Source organism: Aldersonia kunmingensis (assembly GCF_001646865.1).
Lineage (GTDB): Bacteria > Actinomycetota > Actinomycetes > Mycobacteriales > Mycobacteriaceae > Aldersonia > Aldersonia kunmingensis.
In genome coordinates, this window is the sequence record NZ_LRRB01000051.1 from 1 (window position 1) to 11,739 (window position 11,739).

An 11,739-nucleotide genomic window follows, 5' to 3' on the forward strand; every position below is an offset into this window, starting at 1 on the left:
GTCGTGTCGCGCGGCCGTCTCGTCTCCGTCACCCGCTAGGCTCTCGAACAGCTGTTCGTAGACCGGCGGGAGTTGAGCGAGTGCGTGTGATGGGCGTCGACCCTGGATTGACCAGATGCGGTATTGCACTGGTCGAGTCGGGCCGCGGCCGGCACGTGACTGCCCTCGACGTCGACGTTGTGCGCACCCCCACCGAGATGGAGCTCTCCGCTCGGCTGCATGCGATCTATACCTCCGCGTGTCATTGGCTCGATGTGCATCAGCCGGACGTGGTCGCGATCGAGCGGGTCTTCGCGCAGCAGCAGGTCTCGACAGCGATGGGCACTGCCCAGGCGGGTGGGGTGATCGCTTTGGCTGCCGCTCAGCGCGATGTGCCGGTGCGGTTCCACACGCCGTCGGAGGTGAAGGCCGCGGTCACGGGCAACGGCCGCGCGGACAAGGCGCAGGTCACGACGATGGTGATGCGCATCCTCGGGCTGCAGACCAAACCCAGCCCCGCGGACGCCGCCGATGCGCTTGCCCTCGCGATCTGTCATTGCTGGCGCGCCCCGATGATCGAGCGGATGGCACAAGCCGAGGCGCTGGCCGCCGACCAGAAGCGTAAATACGAAGCCTCGCTGGCACGGGCGCGGAAGGAGACGAAGACCAGATGATCGCATCGGTGCGTGGCGAGGTGCTCGATATCGGACTGGACCACGCGGTGATCGAGGCCGCGGGCGTCGGCTACCGGCTCAACGCGACCCCCGCGACGCTCGCCACGTTGGCGCGCGGCGTGGAGGCGCGGTTGCACGCCACGATGGTGGTGCGCGAGGACTCGATGACCCTGTACGGCTTCGCCGATACCGAGTCGCGGGAGCTGTTCGGCCTGCTGCAGACCGTGTCCGGCGTCGGACCGCGGCTGGCGATGGCGATCCTCGCAGTGCTGGAACCCGAGGCGCTGCGCAAGGCACTCGCCGAGGGCAACGTCGTCGCACTCACCCGGGTCCCCGGCATCGGCAAGCGCGGAGCCGAGCGGATGGTCGTGGAACTGCGCGACAAAGTGGAAGCCGTGCCGACGACGGACCTTCCGGGCGGAGTCCCTGCCGTGTCGTCGTCGGCGGCCGTCCGCGAGCAGATCGTGGAGGCGCTCACCGGCCTCGGATTCGCGCTCAAGCAAGCCGAACAGGCCACCGACGCGGTTCTCGCCGAGGAGCCCGAGCTGGATACCTCGAGAGCGCTGCGCGCCGCGCTCGCCCTGCTCGGTAAGAACAAGTGACCGGGCCGGGCGAGCAGATGTCAGGCGCGGATTCCGACGAATCCGCAGTCACCGCGCGGTATCTCAGCTCGGACGGCGAGATCGAGACCAGCCTGCGGCCGAAATCGCTCGACGACTTCATCGGTCAGGCCCGGGTGCGCGAGCAGCTTGCGCTGGTGCTGCGGGGCGCGAAGATGCGCGGCGGCACACCCGATCACGTGTTGCTCTCGGGTCCGCCCGGCCTTGGCAAGACCAGCATGGCGATGATCATCGCCGCCGAGCTCGGCACCGCGCTGCGCGTGACCTCGGGCCCGGCGCTCGAACGTGCCGGTGACCTGGCGGCAATGCTGTCCAACCTGGTCGAGGGCGACGTGCTGTTCATCGACGAGATCCACCGCATCGCGCGGCCGGCCGAGGAAATGCTGTACCTCGCCATGGAGGACTTCCGTGTCGACGTGGTGGTCGGCAAGGGACCTGGCGCCACGTCCATCCCGCTCGATGTCGCACCCTTCACGCTGGTCGGCGCGACGACGCGGTCCGGAGCACTGACGGGCCCGCTGCGGGATCGCTTCGGCTTCACGGCACACATGGACTTCTACGAGCCGTTCGAGCTGCAGCAGATCCTCGCCCGATCGGCGAGGATTCTCGGGATCGAACTGGGTGCCGATGCAGCGGCCGAAATCGCGGGGCGATCGCGCGGGACGCCCCGTATTGCGAACCGGCTCTTGCGTCGGGTGCGCGACTACGCCGATGTGCGCGCGGACGGCGTGATCACCGTCGACATCGCTCATGCCGCGCTCGCCGTCTACGACGTGGATCGGCTCGGGCTCGACCGGCTCGACCGCGCGGTGCTCGGCGCGCTGGTCCGGAGTTTCGGCGGTGGACCGGTCGGCGTTTCCACGCTGGCTGTCGCGGTGGGGGAGGAACCGGCCACGGTCGAGGAAGTGTGCGAGCCGTTCCTGGTCCGTGCCGGGATGGTCGCGCGCACTCCTCGAGGCCGGGTTGCCACCGCGGCGGCCTGGGAACAACTGGGCCTGGTTCCGCCGCCCGACCTTGCGATCGGCGGTATCGAGGTTCGGGCCAACGAGCCGCAAAATGGCCTATTCGATTGAACACTTCCCGCCTCGTGCGGCAAACTGCCTGCGTACGGCCGTGCGAGCGATGCGGACCTGCAGGGTAGGGAGAGCCGAAACCGCTGGTTTTCCCCTCGCGACGTAGGTTCCCGCCGCACGTAGTGGCAGACTGGTCTATTGCGTTGGCCCAACCCGGGCCCGCGCCGACCACACCTGAAATCTCGAGGACTGATTTCGACAATGGAACTTTTGTTTCCGCTCCTGATCGTTGCCCTGCTCGTTCCGATGTTTCTGAGCATGCGGAAGCAGCGGAAGGAGATGGCAAAGACCGCCGATATGCAGGACTCGCTGAAGGTCGGCGACCGCGTGGTCACCTCGTCGGGCGTCTACGGCACGATCGTGGAGATCGACACCACCACGATCGACCTCGAGATCGCGCACGACGTCGTGACGACCTGGCTGAAGCTGGCCATCCGTGAGGTGCTTAGCGACGAGGCCGAGGACACCGACACCGATTCGGACACCGCCGAGGAAGCCCCGGAGGACACCGAACGCCGCCTGAACCAGGAATGACGCATGCGGAGCCCTCGCGGATGCCGCAACGGCAGCGCGGGGGCTTCGGCGCGCACGCGGCGATTTCGGCGCGCATGGCTCGCGCACGCTGAGCTTTGGCAAAGACCTAGGAGAACGACGGACTGTGGCACCCTCGCAGGAAATGCGCCCCACCCGGTTGCTTGCACTGTTTGCAGTGCTCGTAGCCGTGGTGTACGCGCTGGTTTTCTTTACCGGCGATAAAGACCCGACGCCCAAATTGGGCATCGACCTGCAAGGCGGCACCCGGGTGACGCTTACGGCGCGAACCCCCGATGGGAGCAGGCCCAGCCCGGACAGCCTCAAACGTGCCCAGGAGATCATCGAGACCCGTGTCAACGGTCTCGGCGTCTCCGGCTCGGAGGTCGTCATCGACGGCGACAACCTCGTCATCACGGTGCCGGGCGACAACAGCTCGCAGGCCCGCTCGCTCGGCCAGACCGCGCGGCTCTACATCCGCCCGGTGACCTCCTCGCAGCCGGCCGGACAGGCCGCGCAGGCACCCGCTGCGCCCGCCCCGGCCCAGCAGCCGGCCGAGACGGAGACACCGGCCGAGCCGGCCGCGCCCGCGCCGCAGAACCGTCCGTTCCCGGCACAGGAACCGACCACCCCGCAGCCGACGCCTGGACAGCAGTCGCCCGACGCGGCCAGCGACAAGCCTGTGAGCACGGCGGAGCAGGCGGCAGACGAGATCAATCAGGCCAAGGCAACTCGGCAGAGCACCGATCCGGCGATCCAGCAGCAGGCAATGGCCGCACTGGACTGCTCCGCACCGGACCCGCTGCAGGGCAACGACGACCCGGCGCTGCCGCTGGTCGCATGCTCGGTCGACGGCACCTACGTCTACCTTCTCGGCCCGAGCATCATCGACGGCCAGGAGATCGCCGATGCCAGCTCGGGCTACAACACCCAGCAGGCCCGGCACGAGGTCAGCCTGAACTTCAAGTCCGGCGGCAGCCAGACTTGGGCGGAGTTCACCTCGCAAAACATCGGCAAGCAGGCTGCCTTCGTGCTCGACACGAAGGTGGTCAGTGCACCGGTCGTGCAGGGCGCGACGCCCGCCGGCAGCGCCACGTCGATCACCGGCAACTTCTCCTCGACTGAGGCGAAGGAGCTCGCGAACACCCTGAAGTACGGATCGCTGCCGCTGTCGTTCTCGGCATCCGAGGCGGAAACCGTCTCGGCGACACTGGGCCTGGCCTCGCTCAACGCGGGTCTGCTCGCCGGCCTGGTCGGCCTGATCGCGGTCCTGATCTATTCGCTTGCCTACTACCGCCTGCTCGGTGTGATCGTCGCGTGGTCGCTGTTCTGCTCGGGCATCGTGGTGTACGGCATCCTCGTGCTGCTCGGACGGTGGATCAACTTCACCCTCGACCTCGCCGGCATCGCAGGTCTGATCATCGGTATCGGTATGACGGCCGACTCGTTCGTGGTGTTCTTCGAACGCATCAAGGACGAGATGCGGGAAGGCCGCAGCTTCCGCTCGGCGGTCCCGCGCGGATGGGCCAGAGCGCGCCGAACGATTCTGTCCGGCAACGCGGTCAGCTTCATCGCCGCCGCGGTGCTGTACATCCTCGCCGTCGGGCAGGTTCGCGGATTCGCGTTCACCCTCGGCCTGACGACGATCCTCGACGTCATCGTGGTGTTCCTGGTGACCGCGCCGATCGTGACGATCGCGTCCCGCTCGCACTTCTGGTCGAAGCCTGGTGTGAATGGGCTCGGTGCAATCCAGCAGGTCGCGCGTGAACGCAAGCAGGCGGCGGTTCTCGCCGGACGGGAGGCATGAGATGACCGAGTCGAATACGGACACCACGACCGATCTCGCGCCGCACCACAGTTTCTTCTCGCGGCTCTACACCGGTACTGGCGCCTTCGAGGTCGTCGGGCGCCGGCGGTTGTTCTACATCATCACCGCCGTGATCATGCTGATCTCGTTGCTCAGCATCGCGGTTCGCGGCTTCACCCTCGGCATCGACTTCGAGGGCGGATCGAAGATCTCCTTCCCGGCCGCGGAGAACGTGACCACCGAGCAGGTCGAAACGGTCTACTCGGACACGCTCGGCATGGAGCCGGTGTCGGTGCAGACCGTCGGCTCGGGCTCCTCGGCGACGATCCAGATCCGTTCCGAGGAACTAAATCTGGCTCAGGTCAACCAACTGTCCGATGCGCTGTACAACGAGTTCCAGCCCAAGGATTCCGAAGGTAATCCGAGCCGCAACGAGATCAGCACCTCGGATGTGAGCTCAACCTGGGGTTCGCAGGTCACCAAGAAGGCGCTGATCGCGCTGGCGGTGTTCCTGGTGCTGGTCAGCATCTACATCACGATCCGCTACGAGCGCGATATGGCGCTCGCGGCCCTGGCGGCGTTGATTTTCGACCTTGTGGTCACGGCGGGCCTGTACTCGCTGGTGGGCCTGGAAGTTACACCCGCCACGGTGATCGGCCTGCTGACGATTCTCGGCTTCTCGCTCTACGACTCCGTCGTGGTGTTCGACAAGGTCGAGGAAAACACGCGCGGGGTCCTGCATCTGAACAAACGCACCTACGGCGAGCAGGCGAACCTGGCGCTCAACCAGACGCTGATGCGGTCGATCAACACCACCGTCATCGGTATCCTGCCGGTCATCGGACTCATGGTGGTCGCGGTGTGGCTGTTGGGGGTCGGCACGCTCAAGGATCTGGCCTTGGTCCAGCTCGTCGGCATGATTGTCGGTGCCTACTCGTCGATCTTCTTCGCAACACTGCTGCTCGTGTCGATCAAGGAACGGTGGGGACCAGTGGCTGCACATACCAAGAAGGTGCTTTCTCGCCGGGAGCAGGGACGGTCCGGCGTCGCGCGCCCGGCAGCTGCCGGTTCGGGAGCTGCCCCGGCCGCGCGGTCTGCCCGCACGGCCACCGCGACAGTCGAGCGACCGGATCGCGAACCGCGGACGGGTGCGCCGAGACCCGGCTCCCGACCTACCGGAAAGCGGCAGAAGAAGCGGCACTGACGTGCGGGCCGGTATGACCGGCGGTCGCTTGGCGACCGCCCGGCGGACCCGTGCCATCCTCGGTTCCGTGGCGGCGGCACTGGTTGCCGTCGGCACGGTCTCCGGGTGCTCCTCGGAGTCGCAAGTCCCGTCGATCGGTTACGCGATCGACAATCTGGTCACTACGTACAACGCGAACACCACGGCGGGCGCCGCCTCCGGCGCGCTCGCCGCATTCGGCCGCACCCTGACCGGGCTGAGCTATATCGGGCCGCAGGGAAGTCCGGTGACCGACACCGATTTCGGCACCGCCACGGTGGTACCCGGCGAGGCGCTCACCGTGCAGTACCGCCTCAACCCGGACGGCGTGTACTCCGACGGCACCCCGACGACGTGCGACGACCTCGTGCTCGCCTGGGTGGCCAAGAGCGGCCGGTACACCCGCGGCAGCGAGGACGGCGCTCAGCGCCCGTTGTTCGACGCCGCGAGCACCGCCGGTTACTCCGATATCGAACGGGTGGAATGCCAACCCGGAGCCAAGGACGCCACCGTCGTGTTCCGGCCCGGCCGGAGCTTCACCGCGTGGTCGAGCCTGTTCTCGGCAACCGAGTTGATGCCGGCGCATGTCGCCGCCCGCGCGGCGGGGGTGGACAGCGTGGTTACCACGCTGCAGGCCGGTGATCAGCAGGGGCTGGGCCGGATCGCCGACTTCTGGAACACCGGCTGGCAGTTGACGCCCGGTCAGCTGGACACCTCGCTTTTCCCGTCCTCGGGTCCCTACCGGATCTCCTCGTATACCGAGGACGACGGTCTGGTGCTCGTCGCGAACGAGCGCTGGTGGGGCAACAAGCCGGCTACCCCGCGAATAGTGTTGTGGCCGAAGAACTTCGATATCGGTTCGAGGATCGGGGATGGCGCTGTCCACGTCGTCGACATCGGGGCCGAATCGGTGCCCGCGATCGACTTGGGCGGGTTCGCGGCGGCGAACATTCCGTCCCGCAGCGTCGAGCAGCTCGTGCTCAGTACCGGGGGAGCCTTCGCCAATCCGGAGGCGCGCCGTGCGCTCGCGTTGTGCGCCCCGCGAAACGATCTCTTCGACAAGCTCGGCCATCCCGGCTACGAAAACCCACGCGGACTCGGCTCCGGCGTGCTCAATTCGCGAATCGTCCAACAGGACACGCTGATCTACCTGCCGGTGGCCGCGTCCGGTACGCAGTACCCCGGTGGGGACGTCGCCGCCGCGATCGGTGCTCTCGGTCGGGCAGGCGTGGCAAACCCCGTGGTACGCATCGGTTATCTCGCACCGGATGACCGGCGGGCCCGCACGGTTTCGGCCATCGCGGATGCGTGCAAGGCGGCCGGAATCAACGTCGAGGACGCGAGCGGTCCGCAGTTCAATCCGCAGGACCTGCGCGACGGCCGCGTCGATGCGGTGCTGGCCGGTACCGCGAGTGCGCCCGGCAGTGCCGGTGCCGCGATCGACACCGACGCGTTGTCCGCACTGCGCGCCGGTAGCGGGTCGAACTACGGCGGCTTCGCGAATCCGCGCTACAACGACATCGTCGACCAGCTCACGACCGATCCTTCGCCGGATGCCCAGCTCAATCTCTCCACCGAGGCCGAGAATCTGCTGTGGAGCGAGATGCCGTCGATTCCGCTGTTCAGTGAGCCGCGCACGATAGCGTTTGCGGACGGCCTGGGTTCGGCCGTGCCGAACCCTACGAAGGCAGGGACGGGCTGGAACATGGACCGATGGGTATTGAGACGGTGAGCGCAGCCGATGCGGTCAACCGGTTGACCAGGTGGCGTGACGATTTCCCATCCCCGGGAGTGCGGTTCGCCGACCTGACGCCGGTCTTCGCCGACCCGCAGGGCCTGCGGGCGGTCATCGACGGGCTTGCCGCCGCCGCGCCGGACGCCGATTTGGTGGCCGGTATCGACGCGCGCGGGTTCCTCCTCGGTGCCGGCGTCGCCGTCTCGATGAACCGGGGTGTGCTCGCGGTCCGCAAGGGCGGCAAGCTGCCGCCGCCGGTCCTGAGCCGCGATTACGAGCTCGAATACGGCAGTGCGCGGCTCGAAATCCCGGGTGACTTCGACCTGCGCGGTCGCCGGGTCCTGCTCGTTGACGATGTGCTAGCCACCGGGGGGACGCTCGCCGCCGCGACCGAGTTGCTCAACGCCGCGGGTGCGGAGATCACCGCGGTCGCCGTGGTACTGGAACTGATGGCGCTCAACGGACGCGCCCGGGCAGGGGATTACCCGCTGACCTCGCTGGTCCAGATCTGACGGCTAGGGTCTGAGGACTAAAGTCGGATCGGACGGCGTTGGACTCCAGATCGCGGTACACCGCAGGTTTCCGGCGGTGAAGGAGGTGCAGGCATGACGCAGGGAGTCGATCGCTCCACGGGTAAGCCCACGCCTGACACGCCGGCCGCCACGCCGCCGCCGACCGCGCCGGTCCCCACGTCCGCATCTCGGCGTGTGCGCGCACGCCTGGCCCGCCGGATCACAGCGCAGCGCCATACCGCCATCAAGCCGGTGCTCGAGCCGCTGGTCGCGGTCCACCGCGACGTGTACCCGAAGGCGGATCTCGCGCTGCTGCAGCGCGCCTACGACATCGCCGACGACAAGCACGCACACCAGATGCGAAAGTCGGGCGACCCGTACATCACCCACCCGCTCGCGGTGGCGAACATCCTCGCCGAACTCGGCATGGACACGATCACCCTCGTTGCAGCGCTGCTGCACGACACGGTGGAGGACACCGGCTATTCGCTCGCGCAGCTCGAGTCCGACTTCGGGCCCGAGGTCGCCCACCTGGTGGATGGCGTCACCAAGCTGGACAAGGTCAACCTCGGCACCGCCGCGGAAGCCGAGACCATCCGCAAGATGATCATCGCCATGGCGCGCGACCCGCGCGTTCTGGTGATCAAGGTCGCCGACCGGCTGCACAACATGCGCACAATGCGCTTCCTGCCGCCGGAGAAGCAGGCGCGCAAGGCGAAGGAAACGCTCGAAGTTATTGCGCCGCTTGCCCACCGGCTCGGTATGGCCACGGTCAAGTGGGAGCTCGAGGATCTGTCGTTCGCGATCCTGCACCCGAAGAAGTACGACGAGATCGTGCGCCTCGTCGCCGACCGCGCGCCGTCGCGGGACACCTACCTGGCGAAGGTGCGCGCCGAGGTCACATCCACCCTGGGTGCGTCGCGGATCAACGCCGACGTCGAAGGCCGGCCGAAGCACTATTGGTCGATCTACCAGAAGATGATCGTCAAGGGCCGCGACTTCGACGATATCCACGACCTGGTCGGCATCCGGATCCTGTGCCACGAGGTGCGCGACTGCTACGCCGCGGTCGGCGTCGTGCATTCGCTCTGGCAGCCAATGGCGGGCCGGTTCAAGGACTACATCGCGCAACCGCGTTTTGGCGTCTACCAGTCGCTGCACACCACCGTCGTCGGGCCGGAGGGCAAGCCGCTCGAGGTGCAGATCCGCACTCGGGACATGCACCGCACCGCGGAATTCGGCATTGCCGCGCACTGGCGCTACAAGGAACTCCGGGATGGCAAGCCGGGCGACGCGGCCGAGATCGACGATATGGCGTGGATGCGCCAGTTGCTCGACTGGCAGCGTGAGGCCGCCGACCCGGGCGAATTCCTCGAATCGCTGCGCTACGACCTCGCGGTCAAGGAGATCTTCGTCTTCACGCCGAAGGGTGACGTGATCACGCTGCCCGCCGGATCGACGCCGGTGGACTTCGCGTACGCGGTGCACACCGAGGTCGGCCACCGTTGTATCGGCGCGCGGGTCAACGGACGGTTGGTGGCGCTCGAGCGCGAGCTCGAGAACGGCGAGGTCGTCGAGGTATTCACCTCGAAGGCGCCGAACGCCGGGCCGAGCCGGGACTGGCAGGGCTTCGTCCGGTCGCCCCGAGCAAAGACCAAGATCCGCCAGTGGTTCGCCAAGGAACGCCGCGAGGAAGCCCTCGAAACGGGTAAGGACGCCATCGCGAAGGAGGTCCGCCGCGTCGGGCTCCCGCTGCAGCGCCTCATGGGTGCCGACTCGATGGCCACGATCGCGCACGAACTGCGCTTCGCGGACGTATCCGCGCTCTACACCGCGGTCGGCGAGAGTCATGTGTCCGCGCACCACGTCGTACAGCGCCTGGTGGCGCATCTCGGCGGCGTCGGTGACGTCGAGGAAGAGCTCGCCGAGCGTGCGACCCCGTCAACCGTGCCGATGCGTCCGCGGACCAGCGGCGACGTCGGTGTGCTGATCCCGGGTGCGCCGGGCACAGTCGCCAAGCTGGCGAAATGCTGCACCCCGGTACCGGGCGATCAGATCCTCGGCTTCGTCACGCGCGGCGGCGCGGTCAGCGTGCATCGCACGGACTGCACGAACGCGGGGTCGCTGCAGGAGCAGCAGGAGCGGATCATCGAGGTCGAATGGGCGCCCTCGGCGTCGTCGGTGTTCCTGGTCGCGATTCAGGTCGAGGCACTCGACCGGCACCGACTGCTCTCCGACGTGACGAAGGTGCTCGCCGACGAGCGGGTGAACATCCTGTCTGCCTCGGTCACCACATCCGGGGACCGGGTCGCGATCAGCCGGTTCACCTTCGAGATGGGCGACCCGAAGCATCTCGGGCACGTGCTGAATGTGGTGCGCAACGTCGAGGGTGTCTACGACGTGTACCGCGTGACATCCGCGGCATGATCCGAGCCCAGCACAGCGCTGAAACCGCAGGAACACAATTCGTCCCCGTTTGCGCGCGCTGGTGAGTGCAAACCTTCGCAATGGGTGCGAAATTTCGGCCCCGTTTACACATTTCGCACTCGGGAAGTGTGTCCAGAGGGGTGCGAATCTTCTTCGCGGGCACGAAGTCTCACACCCCTAAATGAAAATCGCCCGGGCAGCGTGCGCATGTGCGCACGCCGCCCGGGCGACTATCAGTCCTGCGTCAGTCGAGCTGCACGCTGGTCAGCTGAACCGGCTGCGCCGGGGGACCGTCCTGACCGCCGCCCTCGATGCCGGCCGCGGCGATCTTGTCCAGTGTCGCCAGTCCGGTCTCGTCGACCGTGCCGAAGATCGTGTACTGCGGCGGCAGCTGCGAGTCGCCGTAGACGATGAAGAACTGGCTGCCGTTGGTGCCCGGTCCTGCATTGGCCATTGCGAGCACCCCGCGCTGGTAGGGCACGGGCGCCTCGACACCCGGATCGCCCTCGGCGTACTGGTCGGTGGGGTACTCGTTCGCGTACTGGTAGCCCGGTCCGCCGGTTCCGGTGCTCGTCGGGTCACCGCACTGCAGCACCTTGAGCGAGTCCGAGCTGGTCATTCGGTGGCACGTGGTGCCGTCGAAGTAGCCTTGGCTTGCGAGGCTGATGAAGCTGTTGACCGTGCACGGCGCGTGCGCGTTGTCCAGGGTCAGACCGAGGTTGCCCTGGTTGGTCGTGACGCTAACGCTGGCGGTCGCGTTGTCACCGCCGGTCTGGATGCCGTCGGCGCGCGGCGGGTTGTTCGGCTTCGAAGCCGGTTGCGCCGAGGCCGGGTATTCGCAGCTCACCGTCTCGGGCTTGGCCTTCGGCTCGGGTAGTTGGCCGGGGGCGTTCTCGGAGACGAACTCGTCGTTCGCGCTGGTCGAGTCCGCGGCGGTAGTGGAGGTGTCGTTGTCATCGTTCGTCAGGAAATAGACGCCCACGACGGCGGCGACCACCACTATGACGCCGACGATCGATCCCGCGATCGTCATTTGCTTACGCCTGCGTGCCTTTTGTTCGCGGCGCTCGACCTGGCGCTCCAGTTTCCGCTTCGCGGCCGCTCGTCGCTGTTCGTTGGTGGGCACTCCTGCGTTCCTCCATCGTTAGCTGATCGCTGT

At 67.2% G+C, this 11,739-nt stretch carries 10 protein-coding genes; 9 read left to right on the plus strand and 1 reads right to left on the minus strand.

Annotation, left to right across the window (positions count from 1 at the left end):
* The first annotated feature begins 80 nt into the window (after nt 1-80).
* The 9 genes from ruvC (at nt 81) to A8G08_RS03925 (ending at nt 10,580) form a co-directional block, all read left to right on the plus strand.
* Nucleotides 81-653, plus strand: coding sequence for a crossover junction endodeoxyribonuclease RuvC (gene ruvC, locus A8G08_RS03885; RefSeq protein WP_068270394.1), 573 nt, complete (start codon nt 81-83; stop codon nt 651-653).
* Nucleotides 650-1,255 carry a Holliday junction branch migration protein RuvA gene (gene ruvA, locus A8G08_RS03890; protein ID WP_068270399.1) on the plus strand — a complete coding sequence of 202 codons (606 nt, stop codon included), beginning with the start codon at nt 650-652 and terminating at the stop codon, nt 1,253-1,255. Before ruvC ends, ruvA begins: the two co-directional genes overlap by 4 nt.
* Before the next feature lie 17 nt (nt 1,256-1,272).
* Complete coding sequence (gene ruvB, locus A8G08_RS03895) at nt 1,273-2,346, plus strand: Holliday junction branch migration DNA helicase RuvB (RefSeq protein WP_068270417.1); 1,074 nt, start codon at nt 1,273-1,275, stop codon at nt 2,344-2,346.
* 201 nt (nt 2,347-2,547) lie between these two features.
* The gene (yajC, locus tag A8G08_RS03900) at nt 2,548-2,880 is read left to right on the plus strand and encodes a preprotein translocase subunit YajC (protein WP_068270402.1); all 333 of its coding nucleotides are present in this window, start codon (nt 2,548-2,550) and stop codon (nt 2,878-2,880) included.
* A 142-nt stretch (nt 2,881-3,022) separates the two neighbouring features.
* A complete protein-coding gene (secD, locus tag A8G08_RS03905; protein ID WP_068270404.1) occupies nt 3,023-4,684 on the plus strand; it encodes a protein translocase subunit SecD in 1,662 nt (553 codons plus the stop codon).
* 1 nt (nt 4,685) lies between these two features.
* Nucleotides 4,686-5,888: a protein translocase subunit SecF gene (gene secF, locus A8G08_RS03910; RefSeq protein ID WP_068270406.1), complete on the plus strand. Its 1,203-nt coding sequence runs from the start codon at nt 4,686-4,688 to the stop codon at nt 5,886-5,888.
* A gap of 13 nt (nt 5,889-5,901) precedes the next feature.
* Nucleotides 5,902-7,638 (plus strand): ABC transporter substrate-binding protein, encoded by a 1,737-nt coding sequence (locus A8G08_RS03915; protein ID WP_068270420.1) that lies wholly within the window; start codon nt 5,902-5,904, stop codon nt 7,636-7,638.
* A complete protein-coding gene (locus tag A8G08_RS03920) occupies nt 7,620-8,153 on the plus strand; it encodes an adenine phosphoribosyltransferase (protein ID WP_068270409.1) in 534 nt (177 codons plus the stop codon). Before A8G08_RS03915 ends, A8G08_RS03920 begins: the two co-directional genes overlap by 19 nt.
* Before the next feature lie 93 nt (nt 8,154-8,246).
* The gene (locus tag A8G08_RS03925; RefSeq protein WP_068270412.1) at nt 8,247-10,580 is read left to right on the plus strand and encodes a RelA/SpoT family protein; all 2,334 of its coding nucleotides are present in this window, start codon (nt 8,247-8,249) and stop codon (nt 10,578-10,580) included.
* Between the two features lie 244 nt (nt 10,581-10,824).
* On the opposite strand, the gene A8G08_RS03930 is transcribed toward A8G08_RS03925, so the two are convergent.
* The gene (locus A8G08_RS03930) at nt 10,825-11,706 is read right to left on the minus strand and encodes a peptidylprolyl isomerase (protein WP_068270414.1); all 882 of its coding nucleotides are present in this window, start codon (nt 11,704-11,706) and stop codon (nt 10,825-10,827) included.
* Nucleotides 11,707-11,739 lie beyond the last annotated feature (33 nt).